This window comes from Nonomuraea sp. NPDC047529 (genome assembly GCF_040642995.1).
Taxonomy (GTDB): Bacteria; Actinomycetota; Actinomycetes; order Streptosporangiales; family Streptosporangiaceae; genus Nonomuraea.
Window position 1 is genome coordinate 1 of sequence record NZ_JBEYTJ010000045.1, and the last position, 20,581, is coordinate 20,581.

Genomic DNA, 20,581 nt, shown 5'->3' on the forward strand with positions numbered 1-20,581 from the left:
TTGACGATCGCCCGGTGGGAGACGCCGACGCCCTTGGGCCGTCCGGTGGAGCCCGAGGTGAAGATGACGTAGGCCAGGTTGTCCTCGCGCACCCGTACGACGGGCGCCGGGCCCGTACGCACGTCCGCCGCCGTCAGCACCAGGTCGGCGCCCGCGTCGGCCAGCATGCCGCGGGTCCGCTCCGCCGGATGGCCCGGGTCGAGCGGCAGGTAGGCGCCGCCGGCCGCCAGCACGCCGAGGAGCACGACGGGAAGGTCGAGCCCGCGTTCCATGCGGACGCCGACCGGCTGGTCCACCCGGGGACCCAGCGCGGCCGCCACTCCGCGGGCCCGCTCGGCCAGCTCACGGTAGGTCAGCCGGTCGCCCTCGAAGACCAGCGCCGTCGCGTCCGGGGTGCGCTCGGCCTGCTCGAAGACCAGCTCGTGCAGAAGCCCGCCGGGATGCTCGCGGGCAGTGGCGTTCCACCGCGAGAGCTGCTCCCGCTCTTCGGCCGGCAGGATGTCCAGGCGTCCCACCGGCACGTCGGGCGCCGCCACCACCGCACGCAGGAGCGCGGCGAACCGCCGGGCCAGCCGCTCGATCGTCTCCGGCCGGAACAGCTCGGCGTTGTAGACGAACCGCCCCTCCACCCGCTCGCCACGCTCGGTGGCGTAGAGCTCCAGGTCGAAGCGGGTGGTCGTGCTGTCCGGCTCGAAGCCCTCGCCGCCGTCGCGGTAGCTCTGCAACGCGAACAGCACCTGCACCAGCGGCGGGCGGCTGACGTCGCGTTCGGGGTCCAGCTCGGCGACCAGCTTCTCGAAGGGCAGCTCCTGGTGGCCGTAGACGTCGATCGCGCCGTCCCGCGTACGGCGCAGCAGCTCGGCGAACCCGGGATCGCCCGTCAGCCGCGCCCGCAGCGGGAGCAGGTTGACGAACAGCCCGACCATCTCCTCGAACTCCGGCCTGGTCCGCCCGGCCACCGGCGACCCCACCGCGAAGCCGGTCATGCCGGACCAGCGGGCCAGCAGCACCTGGAAGGCGGCGAGCAGCCCCATGTAGAGCGTCGCGCCCTCGGCCCGGCACAGCTCGCCGAACTCCGCGACGTCCAGCTCCAGGTCGTGCCAGCCGCCCCGGAAGCCCTGCCGGGGCGGACGCGGCCGGTCCAGGGGCAGTTCGAGCACCTGCAACCCGTCCAGCTCGGCGCGCCAGAACGCCAGGTCACCGGCCAGCCGGTCGCCGCTCAGCCGCTCCCGCTGCCACAGCGCGTAGTCGCCGAAACCGAGCGGCGGTCCGCTCTGCGGCGGCGTCAGGAGTTCGCGCAGGACGAGGTCGGCCGACCAGCCGTCGGCGACGATGTGATGGACGGCGATCAGCAGCGCGTGGTCGTCGGGCGCCAGCCGTACCAGGGTGGCGCGCAGCAGCGGACCGTCCGCCAGGTCGAAGGGCTGCGCGGCGTCGGCGCTGAGCACCTGCCTGGCCGCCGCCTCCGTCGTCACCTCCACGACGCGCAGCGGGACGCGTACCCGGTCCGCCACCCGCACCTCCGGCCGCCCGTCGGGGCCGGCCGGGAAGGTCATGCGCAGGCTCTCGTGCCGGGCCACCACGGCGTCGAGCGAGCGCCGCAGCCGTTCGGCGTCGAGCGGGCCCCGGAGCCTGGCCGACGCGGGCAGCACGTAGGCGCTCGTCCCCGGGGCGAACTGCTCCATGAACCACAGCCGCTCCTGCGCGAACGACAGCGGCGGATCGCTGCCCTCGGCCCGTCGCGGGATCTGCTCCGCGGCGCCCAGGCCCGCGATCGCCTTGCGGAAGCGGGCCTGCACGCGGGCCTGCCGCTCATCCACGTTCGTCGGCCTCCTCGGCCAGGTGCTCCAGGGCCGCGGCCAGCAGGCGCGGCGTCGGACGGGTGAAGGCCAGCTTGAGCGGCACCTCCAGCTCGGTGGCCGCGGCGAGGCGGGCCGTGGTCCTGGTGGCCAGCAGCGAGTGGCCGCCGAGCTGGAAGAAGTCGTCCAGCGCGCCCACCCGCTCCAGCCCCAGGACCTCGGCCCAGACCATGCAGACGAGCTCCTCGGCCGCACTGGCCGGCGGCTCGTACGCCGCGCCCCGCGGCCGGCCCGGGTCGGGCAGGGCGTCCCGGTCGACCTTGCCGCCGGGCGTCAGCGGGATGCGGTCGAGCGGGACGATCGCGCTGGGCATCATGTGCGGGGGAAGCTCGGCGGCCAGGTGATCGCGTAAGGCGTCCCCGGCGTCGTGGACGGCGTAGGCGACCAGCCGGTCGTCGCGGACCACCACGGTCGCCTGCCGCACGGACGGATGGGCGAGCAACACGGACTCCACCTCGCCCGGCTCCACGCGGTATCCGCGCACCTTCACCTGCCGGTCCAGGCGGCCGAGGATCTCCAGCCTGCCGTCCAGGCGGAAGCGGGCCCGGTCGCCGCTGCGGTAGAGGCGTGAGCCGTCAGGGCCGGGCACGAAGCGTTCGGCCGTGAGGGCCGGCGCGCCCCGGTAGCCGCGGGCCAGGCCGACGCCGCCGATGTGGAGCTCGCCCGCGACACCGGGCGGGACGGGCAGCCCGTCGGGCGCGAGCACCTGGAGCGTGGTGCCGGGCAGGGCGACGCCCACGGTCGGGCGGCGCAGCGCCTCGGCGGGGTCCATGTCGGCGGTGGCGGCGATGATCGTGGCCTCGGTGGGGCCGTAGCTGTTGACCAGGCGGACGCCCGGGGGGCCCGACTCGTACCAGGTGGCCAGGACCGGGCCGGGCAGCAGGTCGGCGCCCAGGATGAGCAGCCGGAGACCGGCCGGCCATTCGACGCCCATGGCCACCAGTTCCTGCCAGTACGACGTCGGCAGGTCCAGCACGGTGAGCGCGGAGCCCTCCGGGGTCTTCAGGAAGTCGGGCAGCGGCTCGTCCGGGCACAGGACCAGCTCGGCGCCGGCGGTCAGCGCCGGGTAGACCTCCTCGGCGTGCGTGTCGAAGCTCGGCGAGGCGAACTGCAGGACGCGGTCCCCCGGGCCGAGCTCGTAGTGGTCCCGCATCCAGCTCACCCGCGACGCGAGCGCCTCGCGCGGCACCTCCACGCCCTTGGGACGCCCGGTCGAGCCCGAGGTGTAGATCACGTAGGCCAGCGAGCCCGGCACCGCGACGTCGAGCGCGGGTGGCCGCCCCGGCTCGCGGAGATCGTCCTCGTCCAGCACCAGGGCCGCGCCCGCGTCCGCCGCCATCCGGCGCAGCCGCTCCGGCGGGTAGGCCGGGTCGAGCGGCAGGTAGGCGCCGCCCGCCCGGCCGACGGCGAGCATCCCGGCGATCAGCTCCACCGAGCGCGCGGCCCGCAGGCCCACGACCGTGTCCGGGCCGACCCCGGCCGCGGACAGGCGACCGGCCAGCGCGGCGACCAGGGCGTCCAGCTCGGCGTAGGTGACCCGGCGGGCGCCGTGGCTCACCGCCGGCGCGCCGGGCGCCAGCCGTACGCGCTCCTGGAAGAGGTCGAGCACGTCGCGCGCGGGCGGTTGCGCGGTGTCGAGGACCGGCGGCCGGTCCTCGGGCAGCAGCATGGCCGCGCGCAGCGCGGACAGCGGCGCGTCCGGGTCGCCCGCGACCGTCTCCAGCACCCGCTCCCACCGTCGCAGCAACCGCGTCGCGGTCTCCTCCTCGAACAGGTCGCGGGCGTAGGACAACATCGCCCAGAGGGAGCCGTCGAACTGGGTGACGTCCAGCATCAGGTCGAACTTCGCCTGCGTCGCCCCGGGGTCGAACATCTCCGCCTCGATGCCGGGCAGCGGCAGGGCGGCGGCCTCCTTGTCCTGGATCACGAACATCGCCTGGAACAGCGGCGTCGTGCTCAGGTCGCGGCGGATGCCGAGGTCGTTGAGCAGGCGTTCGAAGGGGATGTCCTGGTGCGCGAACGCGTCCAGGACCGTCGCCCTGGTCCGCGCGAGCAGCGTGCGGAAGGACGGGTCGCCGGACAGGTCGCCGCGCAGCACGAGCGTCTCGGGGAAGAAGCCGACGACGTCCTGGAGCTCCGGACGGTCGCGCCCGGCGATGACCGAGCCGACCGTGAGGTCGTCGGTGCCGCAGTGCGCGCCCAGCAGGAGCTGGTAGGCGGCCAGCAGGACCATGAAGAGCGTGCCGCGCTCGTCCCTGGCCAGCTGCTCCAGGCGGGCCGTCAGCTCGGGGCCGATGCGGCGCGCGCAGTAGTCGCCGCTGGGCACCCGGACGGCCGGCCGCGGCCGATCCGTGGGCAGGTCGAGCGGCTGCACGCCGTCGAGCCGGGCGCGCCAGTAGTCCAGGGACTCCTGTGACGGCTCGCGGCCACGCTGCCAGGCCGCGAAGTCGCGGTAGTCGACCGCGGGGGTGCCCAGCCCGGCCGCGTTCCCGGTGTAGCAGGCGACCAGCTCGGAGAAGACGAGCTTGAGCGACCAGCCGTCGGCCACCAGGTGATGCAGGACCAGGCAGAGCACGTGATCGGTCGGCGACAGCGTGATCAGGTGCACCCGCACCAGCGGGCCCGTGGCCAGGTCGAACGGCGTGTTGGTCAGCTCGGCCACGATCGCCGTGGCGCGCGCCTCCCGTTCGGCCGCGGGCAGGTCCGCGAGGTCCACCAGCACCGGATCGAGCGTCAGCGCCGGCTCGACGACCTGGACCGGGCTGCCTTCCACGGCGGGGAAGCGGGCCCGCAGCATCGGGTGCCGGGCCGCGACGGCGTTCAGCGCCCCGGCCAGGTCCGGGACGGACAACGCGCCGCGCAGCCGCTGCACCATGTACATGTTGTAGGAGGCGTCGGCGGGGTCGAGCCGCTGCAGGAACCACAGCCGCTCCTGCCCGTAGGAGAGCGGCGCCGGCGCGTCCGGGTCGCTGCGCGCGGGGATGCCGGCGGGCCGGGCCTTCGGCTGCCGCTGGAGCCTGCGCTCCAGCGCCGCACGCTGTTCCGGGCTGAGGCGGGCCAGCCGCCCTCTCACCTCGCTCATCCGTCCGCGTCCTCCGCCAGGAGATCGTCCAGCTCGACGTCGCCGAGCTGGAGCTCCAGTACGGCCAGCGCGTGCTCGGCCACGGTGGTGACCTCGAAGCAGACCCGCAGGTCCATCTCGATCCCGTACGCCTCCCGGTACCGGGTGATCAGCAGGACGGCCAGCAGCGAGTGCCCGCCGAGGGCGAAGAAGTCGTCCTCGACGCCCACCCGGTCACGGCCCAGCAGTTCGCCCCAGAGCGCGCACAGCTCCTCCTCCAGCGGCGTCTCCGGCGCGACGTAGGTGGTGCCGAGGTCGCCGCGGCCGGGCCCGGTGGGCGGCGGCAGCGCGGCGCGGTCGAGCTTCCCGCTCGGCCCCGAGGGGAACTCGGTGACCTGCACGAACGCCTGCGGCACCAGCGCCGCCGGCAACGTGCGCGCCGGTCCGGTGCGCATCTCGTGCGACAGCCGGCTCGGCTCGCCCGTCCAGTCCACGTAGGCCACCAGCCCGCGGCCGCCCGGCGCGTCGTCGCGCAGCGCGACCACGACCCGGCGCACCCGGGGGTCGGCGGCCAGCGCCGTCTCGACCTCGCCCAGCTCGACCCGCCAGCCGTGCACCTTCACCTGGTCGTCGATGCGGCCGAGGAACTCCAGCTCTCCGTCGGCGCGTAGCCTGGCCAGGTCGCCGGTGGCGTACAGGCGCGCGCCCGGCGCGCCGTACGGGTCGGGGACGAAGCGCTCGGCCGTCAGCCCCGGCCGTCCCGCGTAGCCGCGGGCCACCTGGACGCCGCCGATGTGCAGCTGACCGGGCACCCCGATGGGCATCGGCTCAAGCTGCTCGTCGAGGACGTGCAGGCGGCAGCCGGGCATCGGACGGCCGATGGGGATCACCGTCTCGCCCGGCCGGCAGGCATGCCAGGAGACGTCCACGGCCGCCTCGGTGGGGCCGTAGAGGTTGTGCAGCTCCACGCCGGGCAGCCGCTCGAAGAAGCGGGCCGCCATCCTGGGGGGCAGCTCCTCGCCGCTGCACACCACGCGACGCAGGGATGTGCACGACTCGATGTTCGCCTCCTCCAGGAAGAGGGCGAGCATCGACGGCACGAAGTGCATCGTGGTCACCGCGTGCCGCTTGATCAGGTCACGCTGGTGGGCGGGGTCGCGGTGGCCGCCCGGCCGTACCGGGACGAGGCAGGCGCCCTGCAGCAGCGGCCAGAAGAACTCCCACACCGACACGTCGAAGCTGGTCGGCGTCTTCTGCATCACCACGTCGCCGGCCGTCAGGCCGAACGCGTCCTGCATCCAGGCGAGCCGGTTGACGATGCCGCGGTGGGTGTTGACCACCGCCTTCGGCCGGCCGGTCGAGCCCGAGGTGTAGATGAGGTAGGCGGCGTCGTCCGGTCCGGTCACCGGGTCGAGATCGCCGGAGTCGAGGTCGTGGTCGTCCTCCAGCAGCACCGTCTCGATCGTCCCGGGGGACGGCACGTGGCGCTGGGTGAGCAGCACCCGCGCGCCGCAGTCGGCGAGCATGAACTCCAGCCGGTCCCGCGGGTACTCCGGATCCAGCGGCACGTACGCCCCGCCCGCCTTGAGGACGGCGAGCAGCGCGACGACCAGCTCGGGCGATCGTTCCGCGCAGACCGCGACGGGCTCGCCGCGTCCCACGCCGAGGTGCCGCAACCGCCGGGCGAGCCGGTTGGCGCGGCCGTTGAGCTCGGCGTAGGTGAGCGTGACGTCGCCGAAGAGCACCGCGGAGGCCTCAGGGGTCGCCGCGGCCCGCTCCTCGACCAGCGCGTGCAGGGTTCCGGGCGCGGCCTGGGGCGCGCCGGTCCCGAGGGCCAGCACGCGTCCGCGCTCGTCCGCCGTGAGCACGGGGAGCCGGTCGACCGGCCGGTCGGGGTCGGCGATGGCCGACTCGACCAGCGTCCGCAGGTTCGCCTCGAAGCGTTCGATCGTCTCCGGATCGAACAGGTCGGTGGCGTACTCCAGCCGGGTGTGCAGCAGCCCGTCGCGCATGTTGACGTCGAGCTGGATGTCCACCTTCGCGGTGCCGTTGGCGATCTGCCCTTCGTTGGTGCGGATGGCCAGGTTGAACATCACCTGGTAGATGGGCGGCACGCTCAGGTCCCGGGCCGGTTGCAGGTCCTCCACGAGCCGCTCGAACGGCAGCTCCTGATGGTCCAGCGCCTCGGCGACCGTCGCCCGCACGCGGCCGGCGGCCTCGCGGAAACTGGGCGCGCCCGACAGGTCCACGCGCAGCGGCACCGCGTTGACGAACATGCCGATGACCGGCTCGGTCTCGGGCAGCAGCCGTCCGGCGACCGGCGTGCCCACCACGATGTCGTCGATGCCGGACCAGCGCGACAGCACGGCGGCGTACGCGGTGAGCATCACCGTGAACAGCGTGGCGTTGAGGTCCTTGGCCAGCCGCTCGACGCTCGCCGACAACTCGGGGGAGTAGGCGCCGAGCCGGATCCCGCCCCGGTAGGTACGGCGGGCCGGCCGCGGCCGGTCACCCGGCAGGGCGAGGTCGGCGGGCACTCCGGCCAGCCGCTCGCGCCAGTGCACGAGCTCGGTCTCCAGGAACTCGCCGGACAACCGGCCGCGCTGCCACACGGCGAAGTCGGCGAACTGGATCGGCAGGTCGGGCAGCTTCGGCGGCCTGTCCTCGCCGAGCGCGTCGTAGCACTCCTCCACCTCGTCCATGAAGACCATGGACGAGACGCCGTCGAAGATCGTGTGGTCGAAGACGACGGCCAGCCGCAGATCGTCCTCGGCCAGCTTGACGTGCCGGCCCCGGTACAGCGGCGCCCGTTCCATGTCGAACGGCAGCACCGCGTCCGCCCTGGCCAGGCGGGCCAGCTCCGCCTCGGCGGCGGCCCGCGGGAGGTGGGACAGGTCCGTCTCCGTCAGCGCCGTGGGCGGCGCGCCGGGGCTGATGATCTGCACCACCTGCCCGTCCCGGAACTCGAACGTGGTGCGCAGCGCCTCATGGCGCCGCACGACCAGATCGATCGCCCGCTCCAGCCGGCGGGGGTCCACCGGCTGCCTGGCCGCCATCGGCATGATCATGCCGATGTTGTAGACGGCCAGATCGGGCTCGAAGCGCGAAAGGAACCACATCCGCTCCTGGCCGGAGGATGCGGGGAAGGCATCACTCACTGTCCATGGCCTCTCGCAGGCTCTTCGGCCGCATGTCGGTCCACACCTGCTCGATGTGGTCCAGGCAGGCGTCCTTGGTGCCGGAGAAGCCGGCGTCGTGCCAGCCGGAGGGATTGTCCCGGTCGGCGGGCCAGATGGAGTACTGCTCCTCGTCGTTCAGTACGACCTTGGTGTCTGCGCTCATGCGGAACTCCGGGGGAGACGGGGGATGGTCTGGGTGGCGGGCCCAGCGGCGGCGGGCTCGGGGGTGGCGGCGGTGGCGGCGTCCAGCAGGGCTGCGACCCCGGCCACGGTCGGCTCCTCGAAGAGGTTGCGCATCGGCAGCCGTACCCCCAGCTCCTTGCGGATGAGGGCGATGAGCTGGACCGCGATGAGCGAGTTGCCGCCCAGCTCGAAGAAGTCGTCGTCGACGCCGATGTGGTCGCCGCCGAGCACCTCGCCCCACAGGCGGGCGATCGTGGCCTCGGCGTCGTTGCGCGGGGCGACGTAGCCCTCGGCGGGCGCCTTGTCCTGCCGGTCGGCGACCGCCGCCGGGTCGAGCTCGGTCTCGACGGTCTCCTGGGTCAGCGAGCCGACCCCGGCGACGAGCTCGGCCACCGTGCTGGCCGCCACCACGACCTGGGGGCCGAGCGGTGCGGCGAGCAGCCTGCGCAGGGAGAGGGCCCCTTCGGCCGGCCTGATGCCGACCTCGTCGTCGGCCGCGGCCGACGCCGGAGCGGCGCGCTGTGAGTCGGCGCTGGTGACGACCCCGGACACCACGGCCTCGGTGTCGATCCTGCGCAGGACGTAGTCGGAGATCTGCACCAGCACCGTGCCGTCGGGGGCGATCAGCGTGACGTCCACGACCAGCACCTCGTCGGTGTCGGTGCTGGTGATGCGCAGATGGCTCCAGAACGCCTCGGGCAGGCTCCCGAACACGGTGATGCGGCCGTAGCCGAGCGGCAGGTAGTGGCCCTCGACCGCGACCCAGCTGAAGGTGGTGGCGGCGTCGAGCAGCGCCGGGTGCAGCCCCCAGCGGTCGAGGTCGACCATCAGCACGTCGTTGGCCTCGAACAGGCCGAGCGCCTCCTGCTGACCGACATGCGTGGCGGTCAGGGTCCGGTGCCAGTGCCCGCCCAGCGTGAGCAGGCCCGACAGCGGGACGCCGCCCTGCTCGTCCGCCGAGGACACGCAGCGGTCCATGATCGCGCGCAGGTCCACGCGGTCGGCGGGCGGCGGGCTCACCTTGGCCGCCGTGCCTCTGGCATGGGTGCGGTGCGATCCGCCGATGATGCTCTGCACCTGGAACTCGGCGCCGTCCGCCTCCGGGGTGAAGATCACCCGTACCTCGGCGGTCGCGCCGTCGGCGACCGACAACGGTTCGACGAACACCACGTCCCGCAGCTCGACGAGCCCGCTGCCGGGCAGCACCACCTCGGTGGCCGTCCTGGCCAGCTCGACGTGGCCGGTGCCGGGCAGCACGGGCACGTCGGCGATGCGGTGCTCGTCCAGCACCCAGTGCGTGCCGGGCGAGAGCGTGCCGCTGCACCAGTCGAGGCCGTTGACCGCGTCCGCGGCGTGCCGCGCGTCGAGGACCGGGTGGTCCATCGCCTTGATCCGGTCGCCGCGCTGCAACGCGACGAATCCGGCGGGCGCCGCGGTCTCCGCCGCCATGCCGACTTCCAGCCACCTGCCCCAGTTCACGCTGACGATCTGGGCGGCGTTCCAGCCTCGTCCGGCGCGGGCGTGCGCGTCGAGGAAGTTGTTGGCCGCGCAGTAGTCGATCTGCCCGAACCCGCCGGCCACCGCGGTGATCGACGAGCAGAGCACCACGGCCTCCAGCTCCAGGTCGCCGAACGCCTCCTGGAGCGCCAGCGTGCCGAGCACCTTGGGACGGAGTACGGCCTCGGCCGCCTCCCTCTCCTTGACCTGGGCCATGCCGCCGCCGGGCAGGCCGGCCGCGTGCACCAGCACGTCCACCCGGCCGAAGGCGGCGAGCGTCTCGTCCCTGACCCGGCGCATGTCCGCCGGATCGGTCACGTCGGCGGCCAGGGTCAGCACCCGTGCCCCGGCGGCCTCCATCCGGCGGATCGCCTCGGCGGCGCGCGCCTCGCGGGCCGACCGCGGCGGGCCGGCGGGCAGGCCGGTCCTGGACAGCAGGACGAGGTTGACGCGGGCCCGCGCCGCCAGGTCCTCGGCCAGCGAGACGCCGATGCCGCCCAGACCGCCGGTGATCACGTACACCTGGCCGTCGCGCGGCTCGCCCGGCTCGCTCGCCACCTCCACCTGCTCGTACCCGAGCAGCCACCGCTTCCCGCCGCGCAGGGCGACGGGGGCCAGCAGGCCGGCCTCGCCGGGCTCCGCCGCGCGGCCCAGCTCGGTCGCGACACCACGCACGGCGTCCCCGTCGGCCGCGTCGATGTGGCGGACGCGCAGCCACGGCGTCTCCAGCGGGACGACCCGGGCGAAGGCGGCCAGCGTCGCGTGCTCCGGCCTGGTCAGGTCGGCGCCGACGACGTCCATCGTGCCCGCGGTCACCAGGTCGAGCTGCACCCCGCCCGGAGGCTGGGCCGCCGACAGCGCCTGCACGAGCCCCAGGACGCCGAAGAAGCCGCGGTCCTGTGCGGCCCACGTCTCGTCGCCGCCCGTGAGGGCCCAGGCGTGCACGATCCGCTCGGGGATGTCGCCGATCGCTTCGAGCAGCGCGTCGTAGTCCTCCCGGACGGCCGGCCGCACCGTGAAACCTCCGTCGGAGGCGCCGAACGCGGTGCCCGGCCGCACCTCCAGCACCTCGGCCCCCGAGGCACGCAGCGCGTCGGCCAGCGCGGCCGAGTCCTCGTCCACGAAGGCCAGGCAGCGGGCGATCGGCGACGCCGCCGCCGGACGGACGGGCGCCTGGTGCCAGACGGGGACGCCGTACCACCGCTCGGGCGGCAGCGGCCCGTCGGCCTGCCGCGGGGCGGCCACGCCACCGGTGAAGGCGCCCTGCGGATCGGGGTCGATCCAGGCACGCTGCCGCTCCCACGGGTAACCCGGCAGCGAGACGCGGAAGCCGGGGGCGCCGAAGTCGTTCAGCTCGATGCCGTGGACCCAGAGCGCGCCCACGGCCTGCGAGAAGACCGCGACGTCACCGGCCCGGTCGCGCGGGCCGGGCAGCGACGGCAACGGGGCGATCGCACCGGTGGCCAGCTGGGTGCTCGCCAGGCCGGACAACTGCCGTCCCGGCCCGCACTCGATCATGATCCATTCGCCGTCGGCCAGGAGCGTCGAGACGCAGTCGCCGAAACGGACGGGCTCGCGCACGTGCCTGGCCCAGTAGGACGGGTCGGTGGCCTCGGCGGCGGTGATCCAGGTGCCGGTCACGTTGGACAGGAACGGCAGGCTCGGCGCGGCCGGCCCGGCTGCCGCGACCAGTTCGCGGAACTCGCGCAGCATCGGCTCCATCATCGCCGAGTGGAAGGCGTGCGAGGTGCGCAGCGGCGTGCAGCCGATGCCCTCCTCCTCCAGCATCTCGGCCAGTTCCCTGATCGACTCCGACGGGCCGGACACGACGCAGGTGCCGGGGCCGTTGACGGTGGCCACGGAGACGTCGTCGGGCAGCATCGGCGCGATCTCGTCGGGCATGAGCTGCACGGCCAGCATGGAGCCGGGCGGCAGGGCCTGGATCAGCCGGCCGCGCGCCGCGACCAGCCGCAACGCGTCGGGCAGCGTGAAGACGCCGGCGATGGTGGCCGCCGCGTACTCGCCGATGCTGTGGCCGATCATCGCGGCGGGCTCGACGCCCAGCGACAGCCAGAGCCTGGCCAGCGCGTACTCGACGGTGAACAGGGCGGGCTGGGTGAGCGAGGTCTGCCGCAGCGCCTCGTCGGCCTCCTCGCCGGTGGCGAAGATCTGCTCGCGCACGTCCAGGACGGCCGCGCACTCGTCGACCGCCTCGCGGAAGATCGGCTCGTTCCGGTACAGCTCGGCGGCCATGCCGCCGTACTGGGAGCCCTGACCGGAGAAGAGGAAGGCCACCTGCGCGGGGCGCTTCGGCTTGGCGCCGGTGACGATCCGCTTGGGGTCGGACAGCGCGGCCACCGCGTCGCCCGGTGAGGTGGCGACGACCGTGGCCCGGTGCTTGAGCTCCCGGCGGCCCACGCGCAGGGTGAAGGCCGCGTCGGCCAGGTCCGTCTCGGGGTGCGCGGCCAGGTGCGCGGCCAGCCGTTCCCGCGCCGCGGCCAGCGCCGACTCCGTCCTGGCCGAGAGCTTCAGCAGGTGTGCGGGCCGCTCGCGGGGCAGCGGCGGACGCGGCGGCGCCTCCTCCAGCACGGCGTGCGCGTTCGTGCCGCCGATGCCGAACGAGCTGACCCCCGCGCGGCGCGGGAAGTCCTCGCGCTCCCACTTCGTCGGCGAGGAGACGACGTAGAACGGGCTCGCCGGGAAGTCGATCTTCGGGTTGGGGCTCTTGAAGTGCAACGTCGGCGGGATCAGCTTGTTCTCCAGCGACAGCACCGCCTTGATCAGGCTGGGCACGCCGGCCGACTGGCCGAGGTGGCCGATGTTGCTCTTGACCGAGCCGATGCCGCACCACTGGGTGTCGCTCGTGTGCTGGGCGAACACGCTGGACAGCGCGGCCACCTCGATCGGGTCGCCGAGCGCCGTGCCGGTGCCGTGCGCCTCGACGTAGGTCACCGTCCGCGGGTCCACGCCGCCGACGCCCAGCGCCTGCGCGATGACCGCGGCCTGGCCGTCCAGGCTGGGCGCGGAGAAGCCGACCTTGCCCGCGCCGTCGTTGTTGATCGCGTTGCCCAGGACCACCGCGCGGATGTTGTCGCGGTCCTCGATCGCCTCCGACAGCCGCTTCAGCACGAGGACGCCGCCGCCGCTGCCCCAGGTCGTGCCGCCGGCGTCGGCGTCGAAGGAGCGGGTGTGCCCGTCGGGGGAGACGATGCCGTCCTGGTCGTAGATGTACCCCTCGCCCTGCGGGAGGTCCAGCATGGCCGCGCCGGCCAGCGCCATGTCACATTCGCCGTTGCGCAGCGCCTCGCACGCGATGTGGAAGGCCACCAGCGCGGTCGAGCACGCCGTGTGCACGGTGTAGCTGGGGCCGCGCAGGTCGAGCTTGTAGGAGGTGAGCGTCGCGCAGTAGTCGACGTGGTTGCCCACCATGACCGCCAGCCAGCCGGCGTTCTTGTGGGCCTGGGAGTTGCTGCGGATGTTCCGCCACTGGTACGTGTCCGTCCCGGTGCCGGCGTAGACCCCGATCTCGCCCGGGTAGCGGAACGGGTCGTAGCCCGCGTCCTCCAACGCCGTGTGCGACAGCTCCAGGAACAGCCGATGTTGCGGATCGCGGACCTCGGCCTCCCTGATCGACATGCCGAAGAACGCCGCGTCGAAACCCTCGTAGTCGTCCAGCGCCATGGCGGCCGGCACGAAGTTCGGGTCGGCCAGCAGGCTCTCCGCCGTGCCCAGCGCCCGTTGCTCCTCCAGGGTGTACGTGGTCAGCGACTCGACGCCGTCGGCGAGGTTGCGCCAGAACTGCTGCGCGTCACCCGCTCCCGGAACCCGGCACGACAGGCCGATGATCGCGATCGGCTCGGCCGTGGGCTCGTCCGTCATGGGGCAATCCCCTTCTCGTTACGGTTCCTCAACCTGTCTCGTCGTGAAGCCAGGCGGCGTGCCGCCCGGTCCAGTCCCGGACTGCCGCCCGCGCCGTCGAGGTGGGCGGCGAGCGTCCGGATGGTGGGATGCCTGAACAGCTCCGTGATCGGGATCTCGCGGCCGGTCGCCGCCTTCAGCCGTGCCTGCACGGCCGCCACGGCCAGCGAATGGCCGCCGATCTCGAAGAAGTTGTCGTCGGGGCCCAGCCGTGGCACGCCCAGCACGGCGCGCCACACCTGGGCGACCGTCTTCTGCGTGGGGCCGTCGAGGCCGCCGACGGCCTTCGGCTGCTCCACCGGCCGCCCGCGCAGCGCGGCGCGGTCCACCTTGCCGTTGGGCGTCAGCGGCAGCGCGGGCAGCGTCACCACCTCGGTGGGGACGGCGTGCTCGGGCAGCGCGCGGCGCAGGTCCTCCAAGATCCGGTGCGCCGCCGCCCCCGGCCCGGCGGGCACCACGTAGCCGACGAGGGTGCCGCCCTCGACCCTGGCCGCGGCGGCGCGCACGTCCCGGCAGGCGGCCAGCGCGGCCTCCACCTCGCCCAGCTCGACCCGGAATCCGCGCACCTTCACCTGGTCGTCCCCGCGCCCCGCCGGGGTGACCGTGCCGTCGGGGTTGCGCCGGCCGAGGTCCCCGGTGTGGAAGCGGTCACCGGCGAAGCGCCGGCCGGTCAGCGCCGGGTCCAGGTAGCCGGAGGCCAGGTGGCGGCTGCGGACGACCACCTCGCCGAGCTCGCCCACCCCGGCCCGCCCGCCGTCCGGCGCCAGCACGATGATCTCGCTGCCCTCGACGGGCCGCCCGATCGGCACGATCTCCGGGTACGGCTCGGTCAGCTCGTGCCAGGCGTGCGCCTGTGGCGTCTCGGTCGTGCCGTAGAAGGCGACGAGCCGGGCGCCGGGCACGAGCGCGCGCAGCCGGGCCGCCTGGGCGCCGGTGAACAGGTCGCCGCCCACGCCGGCCAGCCGCACGTCGGGCAGCGTGGCGCCGGTGTCCGCCAGCATCGTCGCGAGCTGCGGCGTCAGATGGAGGACGGTGATGGCGTGCTCGCGCAGCCAGGTGACGAGCTTGCCCGGGTCGCGCACCAGCTCCTGCTCGGGCACGAACAACTCGGCGCCCGCCGCGGCCGGGACGAACATGTCGCGCAGCGCCGGATCGTGGGCCGGCCCGGACAGCAGCGCGAACCGGTCGTGCGGCTCGACGGCGAAGGTGCGGACGTACCAGGAGACGAAGTGGGCCAGCGGCCTGTCGGCGGTGACGACCGCCTTGGGATCGCCCGTGGTGCCCGAGGTCATCGACAGATAGCCGGTCCCCGGCACCTCGACGCCGCCCTCGCGCAGCTCGACCTCGCCGTCCCGGAGCACCGCCCGGGCTCCCGCGGCGGCGATCTGCCTCTCCTGCACGGCAGGCGGATACGTCGAGTCGATCACCGCCCACCGCGCGCCCGCCGCCAGCACGCCGAGCAGGGTCCCCGGCAGCTCGGGCACCCGGGAGGCGACGACGGCCACCACGGACCCCGGCCCGACACCCGCCCGCCTGAGCGTCGCCTCGGTCCGCCGCCGTGCCCCCGCGTACGCGTCGCCGACGAGCTCCAGCAGTCCCGGCCCGTCCCAGGCCGGGAGCTCCTCGTCGGGCGCGTCGGGTTCGGCCCGTCCGGTCAGCAGCTCGTCGAGCAGCTCGACATAGCCGTCGACCAGCGCCGCCATGCGTTCGGCGGTGTAGAGGTCGGGGTTGTAGACCAGCTCCAGCGCGTAACCGCCGCGCTGCTCGCCGACGTACATGGTCAGGTCGAACAGCGCTCCCGGCAGCCCGGGGCGCAACGTCTCACTCGCGCAACCGGCCAGGTCCAGCCGGGCCTGGGCGAAGTTGTACATGTTGAACATGACCTGAGTGATCGGGTTGCGGCTCAGGTCGCGCGGCAGCCGCAGCGACTCCAGGAGCTGCCCGAGCGGCACGTCCCGGTGCCTGATCGCCGCGTTCAGCTCGGCCGCGCACGCCGTCACCTGCTCGGCGAAGTCCCCCCGGGGGCGCAGCCGCACCGGCAGGACCTGCACGCACATCCCCACCATCGACTCGAACGCGACGTGCGGCCGGTCCGCGTAGGCCGACCCCACCACCAGGTCGTCACGTCCCGCCAGCCCGGCCAGCAGGCGTCCGAAGGCGCCCAGCAGCACCGCGTACGGCGTGGTGCCCAGCCGCGCAGCCAGCTCGGCCACCCGGCCGGCCAGTGCCGCGTCCAGCTCGCCCTGGCAGGCGGCGCCGTTGAAGGTCTGCGCGGGCGGCCTGGCCGCGTCCCTGGGCAGGTCCAGCACCAGCGGCGCGTCGCGCAGGCGCTCCCGCCACCAGCCCAGCGCCTCGGCGTCGCCGTTGCCGCGCAGCCAGCGCACGTAGTCGGCGAACGTGTGCTCGCTCACCTCGACCGGCTCGCCGCGGTAGGCGGCGGACAGGCCCCGGTAGAGCACGTCCTGCGACCAGCCGTCGAACACCAGGTGGTGCGCGGTCAGGCAGAGCACGTGCTCGTCGGGCGCCAGCCGGATCAGCCGCGCCCGGAACAGCGGCCCGGCGGCCAGGTCGAACCGTTCCCGCGCCTCCTTCTGCAGCGCCGCGGCCAGGTCGGCGGGGGAGAGGTCGTCCACCGGCAGCGGCACCTCATCCGGCGGCGCGACCGTCACGTCGGGGATGCCGTCGCGCGAGCCCACCCGCCAGCGCAACGCCTCGTGCGCCGCCACGACGGCGGTCAGCGCGCGCCGGAGCGCGGCGACGTCCAGCGGGCCGCGGATCCGCTCGGCCATCGCGATGTTGTGCGCGGCCGACTCGGGCGCCAGTTGCTCGACGAACCACATCCGGCGCTGGGCGGGGGAGAAGGCGGCCGGGCTCCCGGTGGGCGGCGCGGCGGTGGTCGCCCGCCGCGCGCCCTCCACGAGCGCGCGCAGCGCGCCGTAGGTCCTCCCCTCGTACACGTCCTGGACCGACACGACCCGGCCGAGCTCCGCGCGTATCGCGGCCACCAGGCGCATCGCCCGCAGTGAGTGGCCGCCGCGCTGGAAGAAGTCGTCCTCGTCGTCCGGGACGGGCGCCTCCAGCACCCGCGCCCAGATCCCGGCCAGCCCGGTCCCCGTCCCCTGCTCCCGCCGGGACCCCGCCCGCAGGACGGCGAGGTCGACCTTGCCCGAGGCGTTCAGCGGGAGGAGGGCCAGCCGTACCAGCTTGGTCGGCAGCATGTACGGCGGCAGCCGCACCGCCAGGTCCTCGCGCAGCTCGGCCAGGTCGGGCGCGTCCTCGGGCGTCACGTAGGCGACCAGCTCGCCCGCGAAGTCCACCACCGCCTGCCGCACCCGCGGATGCGCGCGCAGCGTCGTCTCCACCTCACCGATCTCCACGCGCTGCCCCTGGACCTTCACCTGGCGGTCCAGGCGGCCCATGAACGCGATCTGGCCGTCCTCCTGCCACGCCACGTGATCGCCGGTCCGGTACAGCCGCGCTCCCGGCTCGTCCGAGAACGGGTCGGGCACGAACCGCTCGGCCGTCAGCCCGGGACGGCCCAGGTACCCGCGGCTGACCTGCGGGCCGCCGATGAGCAGCTCGCCGGGGACGCCCGGCGGGCACGGGTTCATGTCCTCGTCGACGATGTAGGCCCGGCAGCCGCGCAGCGGCCGGCCGATCGGCAGCGGCCGCTCCCACACGCCGTGGAACTCGCCGCCCACGACGACGACGGTCAGCTCGGTCGGGCCGTACAGGTTGTGGAAACGCGTGTGCGCCGACCACCGCGCCACCTGCTCGGGCGGGGGCGGCTCGCCCGCCGTCACCACGTCCCTCAGGTACGGCAGGCGGCTCGGGTCCACCAACGGGAGCAGCGCGGGCGGGAGGTACCCCCAGGTGACGTCGTGCTCCTCCAGGAAGTGCTGCAACCGGGCCGGGTCGACGCGGTCCTCGTCCGGCACCAGCTGCACGCAGCCGCCGATGGTCAGCGGGAGCACCATGTCCATGATCGAGGCGTCGAAGCCCAGCGCGGAGAAGGCCATCGAGCTGCAGCTCGCGTCCAGGCCGAAGTGCGCGACGGTCGAGGTGACGAAGAAGACCGCGTTGGCGTGGCTCACGACCACGCCCTTGGGCCGTCCGGTGGAACCGGAGGTGTAGATCACCCACGCCGCGTTGCCCGCCACGGCGTCGCCGTCCCGCCGCTCCGCCGGCCCCGGCTGGAAGGCGTGCACGAGCGCGGCGGCGCAGCCGTCCAGGAGCTCCTGGCCGCGCTCGTCCACGACGACCACCGCGATCCCGGCGTCCTCCAGCACCTCGTCCAGCCGTTGCCGCGGATGCCCGGGATCCAGCGGCACGTACGCGCCGCCCGCCAGATGGATGGCCAGCAACGCCACCGGCATCAGCGGTGTACGGCGGGTGCACAGTCCCACCCGCGCCTCCGGCCCGACGCCGAGCTCGCGGAGCCGTCCCGCCAGCGCCCACGCCCGCTCGACCAGCTCGGCGTAGGTGAGCACGTTCTCCCACTGCCGGACCGCCGGGGCGTCCGGAGTCCTCGCGGCCTGAGCCGTGATCAGACTGCTGAGGAGTGTCATCCTGCGGCCTCCACACCCGGCCGTACCAGCCGGCCTTGCCGTACCGTCTCGAAACGCAGCAGGAAGCGCGGCGCGCGGACGGCGATCGCGGCGAGCGCCCGACCCAGCGGCAGGTGCGTCACCCGCCACTCTGCCAGCCGTTCCGCCTGCCACTCCGCCGTATGCGCGGCCTCTGGGGCCGCCTCGGGCACCCAGGTCGCGCCCGGACGCTGCCCGGCGAACCCGAACAGCGCCGGATCCACCCGCGGCCCGTCACCGATCGCCTTCAGCAGCGCCTCCTTGGCCGTCCAGGTGCGCAGCGCGCTGTGCAACCGCAGTTCCTCGGGCAGCGCGGCGTACTCGTCGCGCTCCCGCTCGTCCAGCACCCGCTCGAAGAACGCCTGCTCGTCGGCCGGCGGGCGGAAGCGCTCCAGGTCGGCGCCCACCTCGCGGCCCGCCGTCAGCGCGACCAGCACCAGGCCGCCCGATCGGCTGAGGCTGTAGGCGAGCTCGGTCCCGGCGTACGGCACGCCGCCGGACCGGGCGGGCGCGACGCCCGGCTCGACCCCGTACTCCGCGAGCAGCCGCCGCAGCAGCACCGACCCGCCGACGAACCCGCGCCGGTGGTCCTCCTGCCGGAACCTGGCCGCCCGTGCCGCCTCCCGCGGCGACAGCTCGTCCACGGCCGCGCACATCTCGGGCAGCTCGTCCAGGTCGGCCAGCCACACGTGCACCTCGTCCGCGGTCACGCTCGGCCGGGGGGCCGCCGCGATCGTCCGCGCCACCTGGTCGCCGTGCGTGGCGAGGAAGAGGTGGGCGGCGTCGAGCGTGTGCAGGCGGAAGGTCGAGGAGGTGTGGCGGGCCCAGCCGAGCATGGTGGGGTGGGTGACCTCTTGGTCGTGCGCGCCGGCGAAGGCGACGATGGGGACGTCGAGGGGCTCCTGCCGGGTGAAGCGGTAGCGGCGCAGCCACTCCATGTCCGTCCGCAGGGCGGGGAGGAGCAGGGCCTTGATCTCGGGCTGCGTCCGTAACTCCGCGGGCGCGCCCAGCCGGGCGATCACCTCGTCGAGGAGGTCCTCGTCGCCCAGGCCCGTCCACCGTCCCAGCGTCTCCTGGCGCTCCGGCGGGTGCGCGGCGCCGACGTAGAGGCATTCGGGCGCCCGTACGCCGAGCCGCCGCAGCTCGCGGACCACCTCGAAGGCGACCCGGCCGCCCATGCTGTGCCCGTAGATCGAGTACGACGTGCGCTGGTGGGCGGCGATGGACCGGGCGATCAGCTCGGGGGAGAGGGCTCCGGGTTCGGCGATCCGGCCCTCACGTCCGGGGAGCATCGCCACCCGCACGTCGAGGACGCCGTCGAACGCCTGCCGCCACGCCCAGAAGGCGGTGACGTCCCCACCGGCGTAGGGGAGGCAGAAGAGGGTCCGGGCGCCGGGCGGGTATCGCGTCAGCGAGGCGAACGGTGTCTCGGACGGCATGTGTTCATCCGGCATCGCCACGCGAAGTCACCCCCCCGGCAGGTCCACTGCTCCGGGCGAGGTCGTCACGCGGGCAGCAGGAAGTATGGGCCGCTCGTCAGGGTTCGGCCTGGCGAGGGGCGGCTCTCGGCTGAGGCCACGCCATTCCTATTATTTTGTCCGAAAGTCAGTCAAGGGATGAAATTTAAACCAACGTTGGAAGCCTGGTTTCGGGCATCGAAAAAACCCGTCACCTGCGGGGCCGCCGGCGGCCGGTAGGGCGCTCCCGCTGGGCGGATGATCTCCGTCGCCCCGCGCATGCTGGGGTTTTGCCACTCTGCGTGATGATCTTGTCCCTCTATGGAATGCCCGTAATCAGGGTTTCGGTCATCCGATCGGCAGGGGTGTCTGTCCCTATTGACGGATTGAGTCGAGACCGATTCGGTATAAGGGTCAGATCTGCGGCGATCCGGCTGACAGCCGGCCTTGCGCCCTCCTGACAGCCGCCGTCCCGCGTCCGGACGACGACGGAGGCCGTGAGGGTGGGGCGCCCCCCATTCCGGCGGCGCTCATCGTTTTGACGGATTCGACGAAACACGGCCGATCACTTATTCGTCGGCGCGAGTGCGAGGACGGCGAACAGGCGCAGTCCTGCGGCGGGACGCCGCGAAAGCCCTGGTGGGACGGGTGGTCCAGGGTGTCGGGTCATCCATTCCGACTGAAGGAATGGCCCGGGCGACGGTGTCGGACGGCAAATCCGACTTACCGTGATCATCCGTTCCGCAGCACGAACTACTTGAACTACTCGTGTTACTTCGCGGCCGACGTCTCCCTGACAGCGGCGCTGAGACCGTCGGCTCGGCGCGGTGCCGACCGCCGG

Annotated in this window: 7 protein-coding genes; all 7 read right to left on the bottom strand. The window is 73.9% G+C overall.

Translation table 11 applies throughout. From position 1 onward, the window contains the following. A partial coding sequence (locus ABZ815_RS44015) for a condensation domain-containing protein (RefSeq protein ID WP_357707632.1) occupies positions 1–1,820 on the bottom strand: 1,820 nt, incomplete at its 3' end. Continuing rightward, complete coding sequence (locus ABZ815_RS44020) at positions 1,813–4,941, bottom strand: amino acid adenylation domain-containing protein (RefSeq protein WP_357707634.1); 3,129 nt, start codon at positions 4,939–4,941, stop codon at positions 1,813–1,815. The genes ABZ815_RS44020 and ABZ815_RS44015, both read right to left, overlap by 8 nt. Further along, positions 4,938–8,078: an amino acid adenylation domain-containing protein gene (locus ABZ815_RS44025; protein ID WP_357707635.1), complete on the bottom strand. Its 3,141-nt coding sequence runs from the start codon at positions 8,076–8,078 to the stop codon at positions 4,938–4,940. The genes ABZ815_RS44020 and ABZ815_RS44025 overlap by 4 nt, the downstream gene beginning before the upstream one ends. Beyond that, positions 8,071–8,262: an MbtH family NRPS accessory protein gene (locus tag ABZ815_RS44030; RefSeq protein WP_357707636.1), complete on the bottom strand. Its 192-nt coding sequence runs from the start codon at positions 8,260–8,262 to the stop codon at positions 8,071–8,073. The genes ABZ815_RS44025 and ABZ815_RS44030 overlap by 8 nt, the downstream gene beginning before the upstream one ends. Continuing rightward, positions 8,259–13,658 carry an SDR family NAD(P)-dependent oxidoreductase gene (locus tag ABZ815_RS44035; protein WP_357707637.1) on the bottom strand — a complete coding sequence of 1,800 codons (5,400 nt, stop codon included), beginning with the start codon at positions 13,656–13,658 and terminating at the stop codon, positions 8,259–8,261. The genes ABZ815_RS44030 and ABZ815_RS44035 overlap by 4 nt, the downstream gene beginning before the upstream one ends. Next, entirely contained in the window at positions 13,655–18,265 is a 4,611-nt protein-coding gene (locus ABZ815_RS44040; protein WP_357707638.1) for an amino acid adenylation domain-containing protein, read from the bottom strand. The genes ABZ815_RS44035 and ABZ815_RS44040 overlap by 4 nt, the downstream gene beginning before the upstream one ends. Beyond that, positions 18,262–19,722, bottom strand: coding sequence for a thioesterase domain-containing protein (locus ABZ815_RS44045; protein ID WP_357707639.1), 1,461 nt, complete (start codon positions 19,720–19,722; stop codon positions 18,262–18,264). Before ABZ815_RS44045 ends, ABZ815_RS44040 begins: the two co-directional genes overlap by 4 nt. Positions 19,723–20,581: the final 859 nt, after the last annotated feature.